Consider the following 18,929-nt stretch of genomic DNA (forward strand, 5'->3'; position numbering starts at 1 on the left):
GTGGTCGTGCGGGCAGTGCCGGTTGCCCGCACGACCCCGGTCTCCGGTGGTCCGGCCGACCGTCCGGACGGCGGCCCGGCGTCCGGTACCAAGGGGCACGGCGTGCTGCCCCCGCATCTGCCCGCCGGGACATCCCGGACGTCACGGAGCGTGCTTAAAGTGAGGGCGGTGAGTATTTGGACGTCCCTCGAACCCGCCTCGGTCACCGTGGATCCGGGCAGCACCGGATCGGTCACGCTGCGCCTGCGCAACACCACGGACCTGGTCGAGGAGTACCGGATCACCGTCGCCGGCGCTACCGGGCGCTGGGCCCGCGTCGAGCCCGGGATCGTCCGGCTCTACCCCGGGACGACCGGCACCGCCGAGATCACCTTCGCGCCGCCGCGCAGCCCGGACGCCGCCGCCGGCTCGCACCCGTTCGCGGTCGAGGTCAGCCCCGCCGAGCAGTCCCAGCTCAAGACGGTGGTCGAGGGCACGCTGACGCTCACGCCGTTCACCGAGGTCCGGGCCGAGCTGCTCCCCCAGACCGTCCGCGGACGGTTCGGAGCCCGCCCGAAGTTCGCCGTGGACAACTTCGGCAACACCAAGGTCACCGCGTCCCTGCTCGGCAAGGACAACGGCGGCCAGCTCAGCTTCACGCTCCAGCCCGCGCACGTCCAGATCGAGCCGGGCCGCGCGGCGTGGGTGAAGGGACGCGTCCGCCCGCCGCGGGTGTCATGGTTCGGGTCGCGCGAGTCCCACCCGTACAGCGTCGACGTCCAGCGCTCGGGCGAGGACCCGCTGTCGGTGCCCGGCACCTACGTCCAGCTGGCCGTCCTCCCCCGCTGGCTGCTGGCGCTGTTCTCGCTCTTCCTCGCCGGCGCGCTGGCGTTCGCCGCGGCGTGGTTCGCGTTCATCCCGCGCTTCGACTCGCGCACCCGCGAGGGCTTCCAGGCGCTCAACCCGACCGGCAACCAGGTCACCATGCCGACCCCGACCGCGAACACCCCGACGAACGACCCGTCCGACAAGCCGAAGGACAAGCCGTCCGACAAGCCCGACGGCAACGGCGGCGGAGGCGGCGGGCCGAAGAAGCACAAGCCGTCCGTCAACTGGGTCCACCTGGTCAACACCCGCAACGGCGGCTGCCTCGACAACGCCAGCGACGGCCACTCGGTGTACGTGATGCAGTGCAACGAGGGCGACAACCAGCGCTGGGCCTGGCTCAAGACCGGCGGCGACTGGCGGCTGAAGAACAAGAAGAACGGCCTGTGCCTCAACACCTCCGACGACACCGGCTACCTGAAGTACTCCTACGCGGCGAACATGGTCGACTGCAAGGACGCCGACATCTGGACCCGCAAGCCCGACTGCATCCGCAACCCCAAGCGCAACGCCTGCCTCGACAACGCCGACGACGGCCACGCCGTCTACGTCTTCGTCCCGAACCAGGGCGACAACCAGCGCTGGCGCACCATCAACTGACCGGACCGGCCAGGAGTGTGTCAGTACTCCATGTCGCCGGGGAGGAGGCGGCCCATCTTGCGGTACTCGCGGCGGGCGCCGGCCAGGACGTCCGGCATGGACACCGGACGGTCGGCACCTGCCGCCAGGTAGGCGGCCGTGGTCGCGGCGCCGCGGATCGCACCGCCGGACAGTTCGAACTCGCGGGCGCAGCGGTCCAGGTCGATGTCGTCCGCGCACGGGACCGGCGGGGCGAGGGCGTGCTCCCAGAGCGCGCGGCGCTGGCGCGCGTCGGGGAACGGGAAGTCGACGACCAGGTCGAGGCGGCGGGTGAACGCGTCGTCGATGTTGGCGCGCAGGTTGGTGGTGAGGATCGCGATGCCGTCGAAGGACTCCAGCCGCTGGAGCAGGTAGGCGCTCTCCAGGTTGGCGTAGCGGTCGTGCGAGTCCTTGACCTCCGAGCGCTTGCCGAACACCGCGTCCGCCTCGTCGAACAGCAGCACCGCGTCGAGCCGTCCGGCCTCGGTGAAGATCTTCTCCAGGTTCTTCTCGGTCTCGCCCACGTACTTGTCGACGACGGCCGACAGTTCCACGACGTAGAGGTCCAGGCCCAGGTCTCCGGCGACGACCTCGCTCGACATCGTCTTGCCGGTGCCCGACTCCCCCGCGAACATCGCCACGACGCCTCGTCCACGGCCGCCGCCGGCGCGCAGCCGCCAGTCGCCGAGGACGCGGTCACGGTGGCGGGCTCGGGACACCAGTTCCAGGAGTTGTCCGCGCTGCTCGTCCGGCAGGACCAGGTCGTCCCAGCCGACGGCCGGACGGATTCGGCGGGCGTGCTTCTGCAATCCGGTCGCGTTCTGGAGGCGCGCTCCCCTGTGAAGGTGGACGGGCGCCAGCGGGACGTTCTTCACAGCCGCGTAGTCGACGGCCGCCCGGACGGCGCTGCGGATCTGCGGGGTGTCGAAGCGGTAGGTCGCGGTCGCGGCGGCGAGGTCGAACCCGAGAGCGTCGATGTCCACGCCCGCCCGGGCCAGCTCCGCCTCCCAGGCTCCGGCGGTCGGACGAGCCTCGACCTCAAGCACCAGCGGCTGCGTTTCCGACCACGCCGGGTCGAACGGCTGCGCCCCCGCCAACAACACCGGCACCCGCCCTCCACTTGTTGCTGTGGTGAAGGCGCGGACGAGGGTTCCGGTGGCGGACGTGCCGTCCAGCGGCCCGACCACGATGCCTGCACCGCGCAGGCGCGCTTCGCGCACGAGGGTCGGGACGAGCGACGCGTCCAGGACGCTGGGATCGGCGCGCAGCTGCTGCAGTCCCGCGACCGCCAGCGCATGGGAGGCCGCCGCGACGCCGGCGCCCGGACGTTCTTCACGTAGGTAGACCAGGGACGTTCCGGTGCCGGACAACCAGCGGGCCAGCCCGGTCGGGTCGTCCGGTTCGGTGGGGCGGACGTTCTCAAGGACGGCTGTTCCGACCAGATCGCCATCGAGGGTGTCGCCGCCGAGGATGTGGTCGATGATGCGGTCGGGGACGCGCACGGCCCGCCCCAGGAAGGGGCGTTCGGGTTCCTCCACGACCAGGAGGCGGCCCGCGACCAGCGGCGCGCCGGGAGCGAACCGCGCTCGGGCCGCGGCCGATCCGGCCGGGGAGCCGCACAGGTCGAGCGCGAGCCCGACCGTCGCGCGGCGGCGGCTCACGTCGTCGTTCAGGTAGCCGTACAGCGACTCGAAGGAGCGGTCGACGTCGGGCGCGGCGGCGATGAGCAGGATCTCGACGTCCAGCGCGTCCAGGCCGAAGGCGGCGGCGAGCCCGAGGAGCCGCGCGCCGTCCTCTGCGAGGTCCTGGACGGCCTGGTCGTGGACGGCGTCCCGATACGGGAGCGGCGCGCCCTGATCGGCGAGCCACTCCGCCGTCTCCGGCGCGAGGTACAGGCCGCGGAACGGGTCCTGGGCGGTCGGATCACCGGCGCTGCGCCGCTCCACCAGCAGCCGGACGCGCTCGCGCAGCAGGGCTATCCGCCGCTCGATATAGGACGCCGATCCCGTCAGGTCGTCCCCGGGGACCGTACTGTCGGGGCCGGACGTGGGGTCGTCAGGGACCGGGTCGTCCAGGTCCAGCGGGGCGGTCACTTGCCGAACCTGCTGGTGCGGAGCGGCGGGTCGGGCAGGCGGCCCTCGATGTCGCCCACCGTGACGGCGATGCTGTCGGTGACGGCAGGGCCGACCTCGTAGTCGGGCGACACGGGCATCGGCGCGGTGACGACGACGTCCAGCGACGGCTTCAGCTCGCCGCCGAGCGCCGACCAGATGTCGGCGATCGACCGCGACTCCGGCGGCGGGACGGCCGCGGTCACCGGCACCGCCAGGCCCAGCTCGGCCAGGACGCCGCCGGGCGGCAGCGCCTCGGCGGGCAGCACCTCGTGCCGCAGCAGGCACGCCAGCACCGCCGACAGCAGCCGGTGTTCGTCCTCGGGACGCTTCGTCCACGCCGTGACCAGGTAGGACAGCCGGAAGAAGCGGGGCGGCTGGCGGCGCGCGACGACCCGTCCGTCCGGGCCGTGCACCGCGAACGCGCCGCGCTCGCGCCGCGTGACGTCCTCGCGGATGTCGTACAGGTAGGCGTTGACCGTCGGCGTGTTGCGCTGGGCGGCCCAGTCGCGGTTCGGCGCCTCGAAGGCGACCCGGACCTCGCCGGACGGCAGCGCCCGGTCGGTGACCACCGTGCGGAGCGCCTCGTCCACCTCGTGGATCATCTAGATGTACCCCTCACGGATGGCGTAGGCGACGGCGTGCGCGCGGTTCCGCAGGTGCATCCTGCTCATCAGGCCGTGCAGGACGTTCTTGACGGTGCGCTCGGAGTAGGACAGCTTCGCGGCGATCTCGGCGGTGTCCATCCCCTCGGCGACCAGGCCCAGCACCTCCAGCTCGCGCTCGGCGAGCCCGGCGGAGGTGAAGCCCTGGGCGTGCAGGACGCCGCGCTGCAGCCGCCCGACCTGCTTCAGGAGCCGGCCGAGCAGGTCGGGCGGGAGGTCGGCGCTGCCGCGCGCGGCGGCCAGCACCGCGCGGGACAGCGCGTCGGCGCCCGCCTCGCGCCGCCACAGGATCGCGACGACGCCGGCCTCCACCGCGTCCAGGAGCTGCGCCTCCTTGATGTCGGAGACGACCAGGACGGTCCGCGCCCGGCCGGTCCGGGAGGTGCGGCGCAGCAGGCCGCGCGCCGTGTCGTCCAGGGTGTCGGCGACGACGACGGTGACCTCCGCGTCGTCGTCGGCGGCGAGGTTCAGCTCGGGGCGGCCGCGCAGCCCGGACGTGACGCCCGCCAGCGAGATCGGGTCGGGCGCGTGGACGGCCACGCGCACCGCCCCCACGGTCGTTGTGGTCACTTGGCGCTTCCCTTCTCGGCCGCGACCGCCGCGCCCTGTTCGGACGGATCGGACGGTTCGGACGGCCCTGCGGCGGGCTTCGGCGCGCGGGGGTCCAGGGCGGGTTCGGCCCCCCGGACGGTCCCGTCGCCGCGGACGGACCAGCGCGTCCCGGATCCGGACACCTCGCCGAGCGCCACGATCGCGCCTCCGGCCGGGGCGTCGCGCGGTGCGCGCATGTCGTCGGCGACGAACACCACGCGTCCGCGTTCGGTGTCGTCCTCGGCCTCGGGGACCGGGCCGACGTCGACCGTCCCGACCGTCCGGATGCGCACGCCCGTGCTCCAGGGGCATCCGAGCAGCCCTTGGGCGATCGCCCGCGCACCCTTGCGGACGGCCGAGCGCGACCCGGCGAGCGACACCGGTCCGGGGACCGCGAGCAGGTTCACCCACGTCCCCGGCTCGACCGGCACGAGCAGCGGGAACGGCGCGGGCGCGTTCCGCACGTCGTCGGTCAGCTCGGTGATGTCGGTGACGGGCAGCCGCCAGCGCGTGCCGTCCACCGTGGACGCCCACGGTTGCGGCGCCTCGGCGTCCGGCTCGGCCAGGACGACCACCAGGTCACCGTCCCTGAGCGCCACGGCGCGGACGCGCGGCAGCGGCTTGCCGAGTTCGGCGCAGTCGACCGCCAGCAACCGGAGGCCGCGGTCGATCGCGCGCAGGTCGTCCGGCCCGACGGTCACCTTGATCGGACGGGCGACGGCGCCGCGCTTGCGCCGCGCGACCAGGAACCCCGCGACGAGGAAGGCGAGCAGCAGCACCGCTCCCACCGCGCCGGCGACGGCAGCGATAGTCCCGGACTTGTCCTTCTTGTCGTGGCCCGCCGGTCCGGTGGCCGCCACCTGAACCTTCCCGTCGCCTTGCGCGACCTGCGGCAACGGCAGGTTGGACGCGCTCGGCTGGGCGGCGGGCGGCAGGCTCGGCGCATCGCTCGGGGACGCGGTGTCCTGCGTGTCCTTCGGCTCCGGGCTGTGCGTTTTCTTCTTCTTGTGCGGGGCGCTCGGGCTGGTCTTGTGCGGGGGCGGCGCGTCCTTCGCGGTCGCTCCGCAGGCCGCGGTACGGCTCGGGTGGTACCGGATGCCGGTGACCTGGCCGTCCGGAACGTGGTAGTTCCGCTGGCCGGGGCCCAGGCACGCGATCAACCCCTGGTAGGGCGAGTCGCGGTACAGGCCCATGTAGCCGTGGCCCCGGTTGACCGCCGAGCGCGTCCGGTCGTTCCACGCCTCCCCGGCCATGTCGTGGTCGTAGTCCGGGTTGTTGGTGGCCCAGAGGCCGTCCTGCTCCCCGTTGTCGCCGAACACGCACGACCAGCCGGGCGAGCACACCGAGAACGCCTCGGCGGGCGGACCGAGCATCCCCAGGACCACCGCCACGGCGGCCGCGACCACGACCGACGCCTTCCACGACCTGCTCAACCCCGAGCCCCGTTGGTTCACCCGGACAGTCTTGAGGGCACTGATCAACAACCGATAAGCAACCCATCACCGCCCGATCGCCCCATCACGCGTGCCCTCCCGCCCCCAAGGCCCGGGCGGCGGGGGCAGGGCGTCAGCGGCGAGGGTCCGTGCTCCAGCGGGTGTCGAGGGAGGCGTGCCGGAGCTTGCCCACCAGGCTCACGTGCAGCGTGCGCGGGGTGTCGTCGTCCGGGTCCTTGGTGATCGAGAGCGTGCTGTGCCGCACCGACAGCTCGTTGGCGTCCACCGTCATGCCCGGCGCGAGGGTCAGAGCCACCTTCCCGCCCTGCACCTTCAGGTCGATGAGCAGCTCGGGCGCGCCGTACACCGCCTCGGACAGGTCCAGCGTCACCTTGCTCCACGCGGTGCGCACGTCCAGCCGGTGCGGCAGCGTCCACCGGCCCTCGCGCCGCGCCGAGCCGTGATGCTCCTTGATGACGAGCCGTTCGGGCTGCGTCCAGTCGGACGGCATCGCAAGCGCTCCGCCTGGGCTTTGCGCGAGGGGCCGGAGTTCCGGGACGACCAGGTCGGTGATGAGCGGGGTCAGCGCATCGAGGGTGCGGGCGGTCAGCGCGGCGTCCAGGCGCTCGCCGAACTCGTCCGGGTCGAGGCGGCCGTCCCCGACGGCGGCGCGCAGCAGTTCGATCGTCCTGTCGCGGTCCGCGTCGGACGCGCGCAGCGCTGGGGTACTCGGCGACGATGCCGACATCATGCCTCCTCGGCGGGCTGGAGTTGCCGACCGGTCGTTGGTTGCCGACCGGTCGTTGGTTGCTGGCCGGTCGTTAGCTGCTGACCGGTCGTTGGTTGCTGACCGGTCGTTTCAGCTGGTCTTGCGGCGGTAGGTGGCCATGGCGGCGGCGTACGCGACGACGAGGATGCCGGCGCACCAGGCGAGGGCCGTCCAGATGCCGGTGTGGACGGGCTGCTGCGCGAACAGGTCGCGGATCGCGTTGACGATGGACGTCACGGGCTGGTGCTCGGCGAACGCGCGCACCGGGCCGGGCATGGTGTCGGTCGGCACGAACGCCGAGCTGATGAACGGGAGGAAGACGATCGGGTAGGAGAACGCGCCGGCGCCGTCGGGGGTCTTGGCGGTGAGTCCGGGGAGGACGGCGAGCCAGGTCAGCGCCAGGGTGAACACGGCGAGGATGCCGATGACCGCGAGCCAGGCCAGCACCCCCGCCCCGGTGCGGAAGCCCATGAGGACGGCGACGAGCACGACCAGCGCGAGCGAGACCATGTTGGAGACCAGCGAGGTCAGCACGTGCGCCCACAGCACGCTGGAGCGCGTGATCGGCATCGACTGGAACCGCTCGAACAGCCCGCTCTTCAGGTCGGTGAAGAGCCGGAACGCGGTGTAGGAGATGCCCATCCCGACCGTGATGAGCAGGATGCCGGGCAGCAGGTAGTTCACGTAGTGCTTCGACCCGGTGTGGATCGCGCCGCCGAAAACGTAGACGAACACCAGCATGAGCAGGATCGGCGTGATCGCGACCGTGAGGATCGTGTCCAGGCTGCGGGTCACGTGGCGCATCGTCCGGCCGGTGAGCAGGACGGTGTCGCCGAAGAATCGTGTGGTCATCGTTGTTCCCCGGGGGTGGGTGCCGTGGTCGGTGCGTCCGCCGCGCCGGAGTGGTGGCCGATGACGGCGAGGAAGACCTCTTCGAGCGACGGCTGCTTCTCGACGTACTCGGCCTTGGCGGGCGGGAGGAGTCGTTTCAGCTGCTCAAGGGTGCCGTCCGCGATGATCCGCCCCTGGTGGAGGATCGCGATGCGGTCGGCGAGGTGCTCGGCCTCGTCCAGGTGCTGGGTGGTGAGCAGGACGGTCTTCCCCTGCCCGGCCAGCTCCTTGACGCTGTTCCAGACCTCGACGCGCGACTGGGGGTCGAGGCCGGTGGTCGGCTCGTCCAGGAAGATGACCGGCGGGTCGCCGATGAGGCTCATGGCGATGTCGAGGCGGCGCCGCATGCCGCCGGAGTACGTCCCGACCCGCCGTCCCGCCGCATCGGTGAGCTGGAAGCGGTCCAGCAGGTCGTCGGCGACCCTGGCCGCGTCCTTCACGCGCCGCAGCCGCGCGACGAGCACGAGGTTCTCGCGTCCGGTGAGGATCTCGTCGACGGCCGCGAACTGCCCGGTGAGGCTGATCGCCTCCCGCACGTCCGCCGCCTGCGCGAGGACGTCGAACCCGCCGACGGCGGCCGTCCCGGCGTCGGGTCTGAGCAGCGTCGAGAGGATCCGCACGACGGTCGTCTTGCCCGCGCCGTTGGAGCCGAGCAGGGCGAACACGCTGCCGGACGCCACGCTGAAGTCGACTCCGCGCAGCACGTGCAGGTCCTTGTAGGACTTCTCAAGCCCCTGGACCCGGATCGCTTCCGTCGTCATTCGCAGAACACCTTGACCTTCGAGCCGGGCTCGTCCACGTCCACGATCACGTCGCCGAGGTGCTCGATGAGGTCCTCCAGGTGCTGCGGCTTCAGCTCGGTGAGGTCGATCGGCACGCCGGCCTTGTCCAGCTCCGCGTTCGCCTTCTCCAGCGCCTGCGGCGGGACGAGGCTCGCGAGCCGGACACCGGCCCGCAGCAGCTGGATCGGGACGCGGATGTTGATCCGGGTCGGCCCTCCGGACGCCTCGTCCTCGGCGTTCACGACCACGCGTATGTACTTGGGCCGTCCGGCCGCGGCCGGACGGGCCTCGGCCACCGGCGCCGGCTGCGCGCGTTCGAGGGCGACGAGCAGCCGCTCGGCCTCGTCCGCGGTGATCTTGCCGTCGGCCAGCATCTCCAGGATCTGGCGGCGCTGCTCGCTCGTCACTGCTCTTCCCTCATCTGACGCTCACCAGCACGGCCGTCCGGCCCTGCTCCATCTCGAACCGGGTGCCGGGCAGCGCCCGGAGCACCTGCCAAACGGCGCGCAGCACGCCCATCGGACGCATCCGGTACACCCGGCACGCGACCAACCCGGCGACGACCCCGACCACCAGCAGCGGCGACAGGACCAGCGCGACCGGCACGACCGGGACGTACAGCCGCATCCAGCGCCCGCTCCGCCTCCGGTGCCGCACCGTGACCAGTTGCGGGATCACCCCGACCCCTCCAGCTCGGCCAGCGCCTCCTGGACGTCGATCTCGCCCCGCTGCAGCCGGTCGACCACGTCGGACGCGCTGGGCCCCGGATCGTCCTCGACGAACTCCAGCCCCGCCGCGATCCGGTTCAGGCGCGCCTTGACCGTCGGGTAGCTCACCCCGAAGATCCGCTCCATCGCCTTGATCGACCCGTGCTGCCGCACGAACGCGGCGACGAACACCTGGTCGTCCACCCCGAGCCGGGCCAGCTGCGGCGGCTCGAACTCCCCCTCGATCGCCACCCCGCCGTCCACGAGCCGAACCCGCTCCACCACGAACTCCCGCCCCCGGGTGAGATCCGTCAACTCCTGCCAGTCCAACCAAGCCCCCTCACGACCTCACAACCTCTGACCCATCAAGTTCTACCTTGATTTTCTCAACTCAGTCAACGCCAACCCTTAATTTTTTCAATCCCCACCTTCAGTAATCCAACCCAGCCTCGGAGTCGCGACGCGCATGCACTGGGGCGCTGTAGCGGGGTGGGACGCGTCCGCTGCGGGGAGGGGCCGGGGGGCTGGCTTGGGGCGGGCGCGCGCCGGACGGGGGTGGGGAGTTAGGGGTGGGGCGGGGCGAAGGGGGCGGGGGTGGTGAAGGCGTGATGGGTGAAGTTCTGGGCTATGCGGTGGTGGGCTGCGGTGTCGGGGTGGAGGGCGTCGGGCAGGGGGAACTCGGCGTGGTCCTTCTCGCCGTAGAGGGTGCGGCCGTCGAGGTAGTGGAGGTTGGGGTCGTCCGACGAGCGTTGCTGGACGATTCGGGCGAGTTCGTCGCGGATGATGTTGAGGGTGAGGCGGCCGGCGGCGCGGTCGGCGGGGTCGCCGGTGGCCTTGAAGCGCAGGGTCTCGCCGTCGAAGTCGGGGGCCAGCGGGCCGGGGGTGTCCTCCTGCACCGGGCACAGGATGGGCGAGACGACCAGGAGCGGCGTCCTCGGGTGGCCCTCGCGGAGGGTGTCGAGGAAGCCGTGGACGGCCGGGACGAAGGCGCGCCGGCGCATCACGTCGCCGTTGACGATGTTGATGCCGATCTTGAGGCTGATCAGGTCGGCGGGGGTGTCGCGCATCGTCCGGGCGGTGAACGGGTCGAGCATGGCGCTGCCGCCGAAGCCGAGGTTGACCAGCTCGACGCCGGCCTGCAGCGCGGCGAGGGCGGGCCAGATGGCGGTCGGGTGGGTGGCGTTCGAGCCGCTGCTGATGGAGCTGCCGTGGTGCAGCCACACGCGGCGTCCGGACGGCGCCGGTTCGGTCGGGGCGTTCGTGCGCAGGACGACCAGCTCGGTGATCTCGGTGTGCGGCAGCCAGATCTCGATGGACTTGTCGCCCGCGGGCAGGTCATGGAAGCGGGCGGTACCGACCGGGCCCTCAACGAGTTCGGCGGCGCCGGTGAACATGTCGGTGATCGTTCGGACGTTCCCGCCGGTCACGGTGGTCTGGGCGGCGAGGTCTCCGTCGATGAGCAGGTCGTACACGCCGTCCGGCGGGGTGGGGAGCCCTCGGTAGGCGCGCTTGGTGGGCAGCGTGTCCAGCTCGATGGCCGTGGCGCTGGTGCGGAAGGCCAGCCGGACGCCGGACGGGAGGGCCTCGGCGCCGGCGAGCTGGGCGTCGGGGATCTGGCGGCGGGCCCAGGCGGGCAGCCGGTGCGGCAGGACGCCGTGCTCGGTCGTTTCGAGATCGAGGAACCCGCGCAGGATGTCCGCGGTGATGGGCGTGGTGATCCAGTCGGTGCTCATCGTCCGTCCTTCGGCGTTCGTGCGGCCGCGCGGGGCGTGGCCTGGTTGCGGAGCAGGGCGTCGAGGGAGTCGACGATCCAGTCCCAGGACTCCTGGGAGTCGACGGCGGTGTGGCTGAACCCGCCGGCCGCCTCCAGGCTGATGTAGCCGTGGAAGACGCTGCCCAGCATCCGGACGGCGTGGGTCTGCGCCGGTTCCGCCAGGTCGTAGCCGCGCAGGATCGCGCGCGTCATCTGCGCGTGCCTGACTCCGGCGCTGGCCGCCGCCGTCTCCGGGTCGAGCCGGAGCCGAGCGGCGTCGTACCGTCCGGGATGCTCGCTCGCGTAGGTCCGGTAGGCGTCGGCGAACGCGGCGAGGGCGTCCTTGCCGGCGCGTCCGGCCACGGCGTCGGCGACCCGGTCGGCGAGCTCTTCGAGGGCGAGGAGCGCGATCCGGGTCCTCAGCTCGTCGGAGTTCTTCAGGTGCGAGTACAGGCTCGCGACCTTCACATCGAACCGCCGCGCGACCGCGGACACCGTCACCTGCTCGAACCCGACCTCATCGGCCAGCTCCGCCCCGGCCCGGGTCAGCAGCTCGGGTGTGAGTCCTGCTCTAACCATAACCCTCTCTCCTTCTAGCTACAGCTAGTATGTGTCTACCTAAAGCTTTTAGGCAAATCGGCGGTTCGCCGACTTGTCGGGGCTCGCTGGCAGGATCACGGCCATGCCCCTCGACAATCCGAAGGCACGGTTCGACTCGGCGCTCCCGCAGTCCGAGGCGTGGGCGGCTCCGCTGCGCGACCTCATCGACGCACGCCACACCCGCGAAGCTCGGGCCGGTCTCGTCCGGCACCTGGCGGGGTTCTCGGGCCCGCGCCCGTCCCAGAAGTGGCGGCGGACGTGCGCGTCCCTGGCCGAGGGCGCTGGGGCCGTGGGCGCTCTTGCCGCGTCCCTGCACGTTCTCGCGACCGAGCAAGCGCCGTTCGGGGCGGACGCGTATGACGGCGGCCACGGTCACTTCGTCCATCCGGATCACAAGGCGCTGGCCTGCGGCGTGGTCTGGGCCGCCGCGCTGACCAGTGGCGCGAGCGCGGTGTCCGATCTGCACCGGCTCGTCCTGCTGACCGGGAACTTCAAGCAGTACGTCTCGTGGGACGCGATGCTGGCCGGCGCGACGCTCAACGCGCTCGGCGCGGTGGACGCCCCGGCCGGGCTGGAAGCCCTCAGTGACCTGGACCGGCGCATCCGCCACAAGACGCTGCGCAAGCAGTTCGACGCCGCGATCGAGACGGCCGCCGCCCGCCAGGGTGTCACGCGCCGCCAGTTGATCGAACGCGCCGTCCCCGATCACGGTTTGTCCCCCGGCGGCACCCTCACCCGCGAGGTCGGCGAGCACCGCGTCACCCTTGCGATCGAGAACGCCACGACCGTCCGTCTGAGTTACGCCGCGCCCGGCGAGCAGCCACGCCGTACTGCGCCCGCAGCCATCAAGGACGCGCCGGAGCTCGGCGCGTTGAAGTCCTTGGCCAAGGAGGTTCGCGGTGCGTTGACCGTCGAGCGCCGCCGCATCGAGGCGCTGATGTCCGCCACCGATGCCGAGTGGCCGTACGAGGAATGGGCCCGGCACTATCGCGACCACCCGCTGGTCGGCGTCATCGCTCGCGCCCTGATCTGGGAGTTCGAGGACGAGACGGGCGAGTGGCACGCCGCCCTCCCCGGCGACAGCCCCGGCACGCCGCTCCATGCCCTGCCTGCGTCAGACGCGCCCGCCGCCTCGGACGACGCACCGACCGGCGACGTGTCAGCGGTGGCCGGGGACGCGCCGATCGGCGGCGGGGGCGATGCGTCCGGTGGCGGGTTGCGGGTGCGGTTGTGGCATCCGGTTCGCCGGACGCCTGATGAGATCCGGGCCTGGCGGACGACGATCACCGACAGGGAGATCCGCCAGCCGTTCAAGCAGGCCTTCCGGGAGATCTACCTGCTCACACCCGCCGAGGAGGCGACCGGGACGTACTCGAATCGCCTCGCCGGCCACATCGTCCACTACAACCGCTTCTACGCGCTGACCAAGGAACGCGGCTGGCGGTCCAACTACCTCGGGCCCCACTACGCCGGGGCGTTCGGTGAAGCGCGCGGGACCTTCGACGACGGCCGCTGGGAAGCGGTCTTCGACCATGTCCCGGCGACGGATGCGTTCGACGTGGCTCCCGAACACGCGTCCACCGACCAGGTGAGGTTCCGGCGGCGCGCGGGCAAGGGCTGGGCGGAGGCCGAGCTGGCCGATGTCCCGCAGGTCGTGTTCAGCGAGGCGATGCGCGATGCGGACCTGTTCGTCGGCGTCACCTCGATCGCCGCCGACCCCGACTGGCTCGACCACGGCGACGACCGTTTCGCCGGATACTGGCGGACGACGGCGTTCGGTGAGCTGACCGACAGCGCCCGCACCCGCAGGGCCGCGCTCGAACGGATCGTCCCGCGCCTGAAGATCGCCGACCGCTGCGAGCTGCACGACCGCTACCTGCGAGTCCGCGGCGACCTGCGCACCTACAAGATCCATCTGGGGTCGGCGAACATCCTCATGGAGCCCGACGACAGTTACCTGTGCATCGTCCAGGGCAAGAGCACGGGCGCGGGACGCGTCTTCCTGCCCTTCGAGGACGAGCGCCTGTCGCTGATCCTCAGCAAGGCCGCCCTGCTGGCCGCCGACTCCCGGATCGACGACACCTCGATCCTGGCCCAGATCACCCGGGGGGCGCGATGACCGCCGTCACCTTCCGCGACGAGAGCGCTGGTGGCGCGTCCCTGGCCGAGTTCCAGGTCACCGGGCTGCCCGCCTCGATGACCGTCCGGGAGTTGATCCGGCTCCGCGTCCGCGAGGAGGTCGCCCGGCACAACGCAAGGCCCACGAACCGCTTCAACGGCCTGGTCAGGCCGGACGACGCCGAGATCGAGCTGAACGGATACCGCCTGCGCGAGCCCCGCGTCCTCGACTGGGAACGCCAGGCGGACATCGCCGAGGAGTCGTTCCGGCGCAACGGCTTCTTCATGCTGGCCGGGGACCGCCAGATCGACGACCTCGACGAGTCCGTCGACCTGACCGCGAACCCCGACCTGGTGTTCATCAAACTCCTGCCACTAGCCGGAGGCTGACCACTCAGACGGCGTCACTCGCCGGGGGCTGACCGCTCAGAGGACGCCGCTCGACGGCGGCTGACGGCTCAGAGCGCATCCGAGTAGAGAACGGAGAGGAAGCGAATCAGAAGAGCCTCTCGGGTGGCGGGCGGGAGCGCGTTCAGGACGGTGTTGACGAAGGCCATCTCCGGCTCGCCGGGACCGTCCAGCTCGACGCCGACGGCTTGGAGGAGGCCGGCGAATTCGGCGTCGGTCATGGCGTCCAGGTCGAGGGCCTGCAGCGCGTCGACCAGGTCGGACGGGACGTCCGGCGGGCCTGCCTCGCGCGCGGCCTCGGCGGCCTCGGCGAGCGCCGCCAGCAGGGCCTCGACGTCGGTGACGCCGGTCAGCGTGAAGTGCAGGTTGGCCGGAATCCCCTGGTAGCCGAGCTGCGGCTGGAAGAACCAGCCGCGCGCGCGGGCCTCGTCGGCGAGGACGAAGACGTCCAGCGCGGGATCGTCGGAGGTCACCGCGACGAGCGGGACGGCCGGATCGCCGAGCACCCGGAGACCGGGGATCGCCGCGACGCCCTCGCGCAGCCGGTCGGCCGCCGCCATCGCGGACGCGGCCAGCTCGCGGTATCCGTCCGCGCCGAGCGTCCGCAGCGTCGCCCAGGCCGCGGCGAGCGGACCCGCACTGCGGCTGCTCTGCACGGTCGCATTGATCACCGTGTAGCCGGGCCATTCGGCGGACGCGTAGTAGGCGCGTCGGCGCAACGCCTCGTCCGCGAACAGCACGACCGATGCCCCCTTCGGCGCGTACCCGTACTTGTGCAGGTCACAAGACAGAGACGTGACGCCCGGCACGGACAAATCGAACGGCGGGACGTCGCGTCCCTGCTCGCGCAGCCACGGCAGAACCCAACCGCCGACGCACGCGTCCACGTGGCAGAGCACTCCCGCGTCGGCAGCGATCGCAGCGATCTCCTCGACCGGGTCCATGACGCCCTGCGGGTAGGACGGCGCGGAGCAGACAACCAGGATGGTCCGCGGCGTGATCGCATCGCGCACGGCATCCGGATCCGCGCGGAACGTCTCGGGATCGACCGGGACGGTCACCACGTCCACGCCAAGATAGTGCGCCGCCTTCCGAAACGCCGGATGCGCAGTCGCCGGCACAACAATCTCCCCCCGCCCCTGTCCAAGCGCCCCTGGCCCCAACACCTCCGGCCCGCTCACCCCCAACGGGCCCGCCCCAAGACCAGACGAACCAGCACCGGACGAACCCCGCCCGGCCACACCCACGCCAGACACGCCCGGCCCGGACGCGCCAGGGCCGAACGTGTCAGGCCCGGACGGGCCAGGACCGGACGCATCCAGGCTGGGCGCACCCGGGCCGGACGTGCCAGGGCCGGACTGGGCCGCGAGAGGGTGAGGTGCGGCTGCTTCCCGTTCGGGATGCAGGTTCGCGGGAGGCCGGGGCGCGGCTGGCTGCGACACGTGCAACTCGGGTGCGCGCGATTCCACCGCAGGAGGCCGCGACACAGGCAGCGGAGACACGTGCGTCTGGGACGCGTGCGCGTCCAGCACGTCCGGCTCCGGCACATGCGACTGAGGTGCGCGCGGCTGCGGTGCGGGAGGGTGCGGCACCTGCGACTGAGACACGGGTGGCGCGGACACGTGCGTCTGGGACGCGTGCGTCTGGGACGCGTGCGCGTCCAGCACGTCCGGCTCCGGCACATGCGACTGGAGTGCGCGCGGTTCCGGTACGGGAGGCTGCGGCACCTGCAGCTGAGACACGGGCAGCGGAGACACGTGCGTCTGGGACGCGTGCGCGTCCGGCTCCGGCACGTGCGACTGAGGTGCGCGCGGCTGCGGTGCGGGAGGTTGCGGTGCGGGAGGTTGCGGCACCTGCGGTTGAGAGACGGGTAGCGGAGAAACGTGCGGCTGGGACCCGGTTGGCTCGGCTCCGGGTGGCTGGGGTGCGGGGGGCCGGGACGTGATGGTTCGTGCGTCTCGGGCTGCCTTGACGGCGAGCATGATCGACTCGGTGCCGCCGCTGGTGAAGATGCCGGGCGTGGACGCGTCGCCGCCGAGGCGTGACGCGACGGCCGCGACGATCTGGCGCTCCAGCGCGACGATGCTGGGGAACGCGGTCGGGTCCAGGCAGTTGACCTCCAGCAGCTCGCGATGCGCGGTCGCTGCGAGGTCGTGCACGGCGTCCCGTCCAGTGTCATAGACGTAGGCCGTGACCCGGCCGCCGCGTACGGGCAGATCCGCTTCGCGAAGGCGCGCGAGTTCAGCGAGAACCTCGGTCGCCGAACGTCCAGCCTCGGGCAACGCCGTCCCAACGGAATTGGTTTCACCCGAGACGGTCTCACCTGAAACTGACTCAGCGGAGACCGTCTCACGCGAGACAGATCCCATCGAGACCACCTCGCTCGGGACGGGTTCAGATGAGACAGTTCCGCTGGAGACAGACTCGTTCGAGACCATCCCGTCCGAGACGGGTTCATCTGAGACAGTCCCGTTCGGGACGAGCCCAGTAGGTGCGGCCCTGTCGGGAACCGGTTCCGATGCGACGGTTTCGCCCAGGATGGGCTCGGACGCCACGAGCTCGGTCGGGACGGGCTCGGTTGTGATCGCGCTCGAAGGGGTGGGATCAGGTGAGACCGTCTCGGACGAGACCGTCTCAGCTGAGATGGAAACCGGTGGGGTTGTCTCGCGAGAGAAGGTCTCAGGCGAGACAGTCTCGGGTGGGTCGGATTCAGGCGGCATCGGGCAGGGGCTCCCTGGTCGGTTGGTGGGCGGCGGCGAGGCTCCGGTAGGCCAGCAGCATCGGGACGCTCAGCAGCAGGAGGGCGGCCGGGACCAGGGTGTATCCCCCGGTCAGTCCGGTCAGCGCGGAGCCCGGCTGCCGGACCGGCGCGTCCAGGTCGGACGAGTGGAACGACGTCACCGCGAGGATCAGCGCGAATACACCCGGGCCGAGGGCCATCGCGCCGGTCTCGGCGGCTGTCCAGATGCCGGTGAACGCGCCGGACTGCGCCTGTCCGGTGCGTCCGGCATCAGCTCGGACGGTCTCGGGCAGCAGCGACAATGGCAGCAGTTGCAGTGCGGCGTAGCAAACGCCGACCAGAGCCGTCAGCACGAGGACGAGCGCTCTCGATCCGGACGTGATGGCGGGCATCAGCGCGGCGTCCGCCGCGGCGAACAGGGCGACCGCGGCCAGGTAGCAGCCCACGTGTCCGTATCGCGCGGCCAGTCTCCGCCACAGCGGGACGGCGAACGCGCTCGGCCCGACCATGCACACGAACATGACCGAGGTCAGGCCGTGGTCGTCCAGCCGGTACACCGCTATGTAGGGCGCTCCGGCCAGCATCACCGCGACGGCGAGGGACTGCGTGGCGAACGCGCCGAGCAGCGCGAAGAACGGGCGGTTGCCTCGGGCTGCGCGGAGCGCGGCGACCAGGCCGAGTGGGCGCGGACCCGGACGCGCCGGAATCCAGCGCGTGGCGAGTGCGCTGACCACCATCGCCGCGCCCATGAGAAGCCCGACTGTCACGCCCATGACGGCGTGCCCGCCGCGTCCTCCCCCGGCTGCGTCCGACAGCGCGGGGGCCGCACCGCCGGCGAGGAGGATCCCGACCGTCAGGCAGACGATCCGCCACGCCATCGCGCGGCCCCGTTCGGCGGGAACCTCGGAGATTTCGGCGGGCAGCGCGACGTAGGGAACCTGGAAGCAGGCGAACGCACTGGCCGCGAGCAGGAACGCCACTCCACACCAAGCTGCGGCGAACCCCGCTCCCCCGATGGGCGCAGCGAACATGGCGGCGAACAGCGGCGGCAGGCTCAGCGCCCCGATCAGCAGCAGCCGAGTGCGGCGCCCCGTGCGGACGGCCTCCCGGTCGCTCGCAGCCCCGACAACCGGGTTGAGCAGGACATCCCAAGCCTTGGGGACGACCAGCACGGCGCCCGCGATCCCTGCGGCAACGCCCATGACGTCGGTCAGGTAGTAGAGGAGGAGCAGTCCGGGCACGGCCGAGAACACGCCCGTCCCCACCGAGCCGATCCCGTAGCCAAGCAGCCGCCGCCGCGACAGCCGACTCACGCCCCGACTCCCAAGGACGCCCTCACCAGCCGTCCCGTGCGCCCCCGGAAGGAGACCAAAGCCGTCGCACCGTCCGCTACCGACCGCCGGCGCAGCGACCCGGTCACGACACAACTCCCAATGGCACAAGCGCCATGCGTCGCATCCAGCCCGGAACCAGATGAGCGCCTTCGCATCCGCTACTACTCGCCACGGCGGCAGGGCGAGCGGCAGGGACGCGGTCAACATGCGCCGCATACACAGCCGAAAGCAGAACGGCGCGCTCGGGTCGTTCGTCCGGTGCCGTTCGCGACCGATGCGGCAGGCCACTCATGGGGAGCAGCTGCGGGTGGCAGTCGCCTCGCATCGAGTGTGGACGCGGGGAGCAACCAGCGTGCTGGCATCGTCCAGGCCCGTTCGCCGCTGGGGCGCCAACTCGGGCATGGGAAGCGTTCTGGACGGTGGTAGCCGCGGGCTGCGAGCGCAACCGCAAGCTGAACAGCACGTCCGCGTCATCTGGTGCTGCTTGGCATCGGCGTGTGTGGACGGTCATGGGGAGCGGCTGACAGTGAAACTCATCTCTCACC

At 71.6% G+C, this 18,929-nt stretch carries 17 protein-coding genes; 3 read left to right on the top strand and 14 right to left on the bottom strand.

Annotation, left to right across the window (positions count from 1 at the left end):
• Nucleotides 1–168: 168 nt before the first annotated feature.
• Nucleotides 169–1,464: a ricin-type beta-trefoil lectin domain protein gene (locus FHU30_RS47420; RefSeq protein WP_253882528.1), complete on the top strand. Its 1,296-nt coding sequence runs from the start codon at nucleotides 169–171 to the stop codon at nucleotides 1,462–1,464.
• Between the two features lie 20 nt (nucleotides 1,465–1,484).
• Here FHU30_RS47420 and FHU30_RS47425 read toward each other — a convergent pair whose 3' ends face one another.
• The 12 genes from FHU30_RS47425 to FHU30_RS38625 form a co-directional block, all read right to left on the bottom strand.
• Complete coding sequence (locus tag FHU30_RS47425; RefSeq protein WP_253882529.1) at nucleotides 1,485–3,575, bottom strand: ATP-binding protein; 2,091 nt, start codon at nucleotides 3,573–3,575, stop codon at nucleotides 1,485–1,487.
• Nucleotides 3,572–4,198 carry a Pvc16 family protein gene (locus tag FHU30_RS38575; protein ID WP_253882530.1) on the bottom strand — a complete coding sequence of 209 codons (627 nt, stop codon included), beginning with the start codon at nucleotides 4,196–4,198 and terminating at the stop codon, nucleotides 3,572–3,574. Before FHU30_RS38575 ends, FHU30_RS47425 begins: the two co-directional genes overlap by 4 nt.
• Entirely contained in the window at nucleotides 4,199–4,828 is a 630-nt protein-coding gene (locus FHU30_RS38580) for a helix-turn-helix transcriptional regulator (protein WP_253882531.1), read from the bottom strand. It abuts the gene before it with no gap.
• Nucleotides 4,825–6,282, bottom strand: coding sequence for a peptidase inhibitor family I36 protein (locus FHU30_RS38585; protein ID WP_253882532.1), 1,458 nt, complete (start codon nucleotides 6,280–6,282; stop codon nucleotides 4,825–4,827). Before FHU30_RS38585 ends, FHU30_RS38580 begins: the two co-directional genes overlap by 4 nt.
• Before the next feature lie 133 nt (nucleotides 6,283–6,415).
• Entirely contained in the window at nucleotides 6,416–7,033 is a 618-nt protein-coding gene (locus FHU30_RS38590; RefSeq protein ID WP_253882533.1) for a DUF1707 SHOCT-like domain-containing protein, read from the bottom strand.
• Between the two features lie 108 nt (nucleotides 7,034–7,141).
• Nucleotides 7,142–7,903, bottom strand: coding sequence for an ABC transporter permease (locus FHU30_RS38595; protein WP_253882534.1), 762 nt, complete (start codon nucleotides 7,901–7,903; stop codon nucleotides 7,142–7,144).
• The gene (locus FHU30_RS38600) at nucleotides 7,900–8,703 is read right to left on the bottom strand and encodes an ABC transporter ATP-binding protein (protein WP_253882535.1); all 804 of its coding nucleotides are present in this window, start codon (nucleotides 8,701–8,703) and stop codon (nucleotides 7,900–7,902) included. The genes FHU30_RS38595 and FHU30_RS38600 overlap by 4 nt, the downstream gene beginning before the upstream one ends.
• On the bottom strand, nucleotides 8,700–9,131 hold the full coding sequence (locus FHU30_RS38605; RefSeq protein ID WP_253882536.1) for an SHOCT-like domain-containing protein: 432 nt from the start codon (nucleotides 9,129–9,131) through the stop codon (nucleotides 8,700–8,702). The genes FHU30_RS38600 and FHU30_RS38605 overlap by 4 nt, the downstream gene beginning before the upstream one ends.
• Nucleotides 9,132–9,141: 10 nt before the next feature.
• Nucleotides 9,142–9,402, bottom strand: a complete 261-nt coding sequence (locus FHU30_RS38610) for a hypothetical protein (protein WP_253882537.1) — start codon at nucleotides 9,400–9,402, stop codon at nucleotides 9,142–9,144.
• A complete protein-coding gene (locus FHU30_RS38615; RefSeq protein WP_253882538.1) occupies nucleotides 9,399–9,746 on the bottom strand; it encodes a DUF2089 domain-containing protein in 348 nt (115 codons plus the stop codon). The genes FHU30_RS38610 and FHU30_RS38615 overlap by 4 nt, the downstream gene beginning before the upstream one ends.
• A 248-nt stretch (nucleotides 9,747–9,994) precedes the next feature.
• Nucleotides 9,995–11,164: an SGNH/GDSL hydrolase family protein gene (locus tag FHU30_RS38620; RefSeq protein ID WP_253882539.1), complete on the bottom strand. Its 1,170-nt coding sequence runs from the start codon at nucleotides 11,162–11,164 to the stop codon at nucleotides 9,995–9,997.
• Nucleotides 11,161–11,763, bottom strand: coding sequence for a TetR/AcrR family transcriptional regulator (locus FHU30_RS38625; RefSeq protein ID WP_253882540.1), 603 nt, complete (start codon nucleotides 11,761–11,763; stop codon nucleotides 11,161–11,163). The genes FHU30_RS38620 and FHU30_RS38625 overlap by 4 nt, the downstream gene beginning before the upstream one ends.
• A gap of 103 nt (nucleotides 11,764–11,866) precedes the next feature.
• Between FHU30_RS38625 and FHU30_RS38630 the strand changes: the two genes are divergently transcribed.
• Complete coding sequence (locus FHU30_RS38630) at nucleotides 11,867–13,903, top strand: DUF4132 domain-containing protein (RefSeq protein WP_253882542.1); 2,037 nt, start codon at nucleotides 11,867–11,869, stop codon at nucleotides 13,901–13,903.
• Nucleotides 13,900–14,292 (top strand): beta/alpha barrel domain-containing protein, encoded by a 393-nt coding sequence (locus FHU30_RS38635; protein WP_253882543.1) that lies wholly within the window; start codon nucleotides 13,900–13,902, stop codon nucleotides 14,290–14,292. The genes FHU30_RS38630 and FHU30_RS38635 overlap by 4 nt, the downstream gene beginning before the upstream one ends.
• Nucleotides 14,293–14,360: 68 nt before the next feature.
• Here FHU30_RS38635 and FHU30_RS47430 read toward each other — a convergent pair whose 3' ends face one another.
• Both FHU30_RS47430 and FHU30_RS38650 read right to left on the bottom strand, forming a co-directional pair.
• Nucleotides 14,361–17,030 (bottom strand): aminotransferase class V-fold PLP-dependent enzyme, encoded by a 2,670-nt coding sequence (locus FHU30_RS47430; RefSeq protein ID WP_372504035.1) that lies wholly within the window; start codon nucleotides 17,028–17,030, stop codon nucleotides 14,361–14,363.
• Entirely contained in the window at nucleotides 17,020–18,363 is a 1,344-nt protein-coding gene (locus FHU30_RS38650; RefSeq protein ID WP_253882545.1) for an MFS transporter, read from the bottom strand. The genes FHU30_RS47430 and FHU30_RS38650 overlap by 11 nt, the downstream gene beginning before the upstream one ends.
• Nucleotides 18,364–18,929: the final 566 nt, after the last annotated feature.

Source organism: Actinomadura rupiterrae, assembly GCF_024172125.1.
In the GTDB taxonomy this organism is placed as follows: domain Bacteria; phylum Actinomycetota; class Actinomycetes; order Streptosporangiales; family Streptosporangiaceae; genus Spirillospora; species Spirillospora rupiterrae.

What these genes read in the sequence shown, in the direction of transcription:
- FHU30_RS47430 (WP_372504035.1), bottom strand. Translation starts at nt 17,030, where the DNA reads ATGCCGCCTGAATCCGACCCACCCGAGACTGTCTCGCCTGAGACCTTC.
- FHU30_RS38635 (WP_253882543.1), top strand. Translation starts at nt 13,900, where the DNA reads ATGACCGCCGTCACCTTCCGCGACGAGAGCGCTGGTGGCGCGTCCCTG.
- FHU30_RS38575 (WP_253882530.1), bottom strand. Translation starts at nt 4,198, where the DNA reads ATGATCCACGAGGTGGACGAGGCGCTCCGCACGGTGGTCACCGACCGG.
- FHU30_RS38620 (WP_253882539.1), bottom strand. Translation starts at nt 11,164, where the DNA reads ATGAGCACCGACTGGATCACCACGCCCATCACCGCGGACATCCTGCGC.
- FHU30_RS38590 (WP_253882533.1), bottom strand. Translation starts at nt 7,033, where the DNA reads ATGATGTCGGCATCGTCGCCGAGTACCCCAGCGCTGCGCGCGTCCGAC.
- FHU30_RS38630 (WP_253882542.1), top strand. Translation starts at nt 11,867, where the DNA reads ATGCCCCTCGACAATCCGAAGGCACGGTTCGACTCGGCGCTCCCGCAG.
- FHU30_RS38625 (WP_253882540.1), bottom strand. Translation starts at nt 11,763, where the DNA reads ATGGTTAGAGCAGGACTCACACCCGAGCTGCTGACCCGGGCCGGGGCG.
- FHU30_RS38595 (WP_253882534.1), bottom strand. Translation starts at nt 7,903, where the DNA reads ATGACCACACGATTCTTCGGCGACACCGTCCTGCTCACCGGCCGGACG.
- FHU30_RS38600 (WP_253882535.1), bottom strand. Translation starts at nt 8,703, where the DNA reads ATGACGACGGAAGCGATCCGGGTCCAGGGGCTTGAGAAGTCCTACAAG.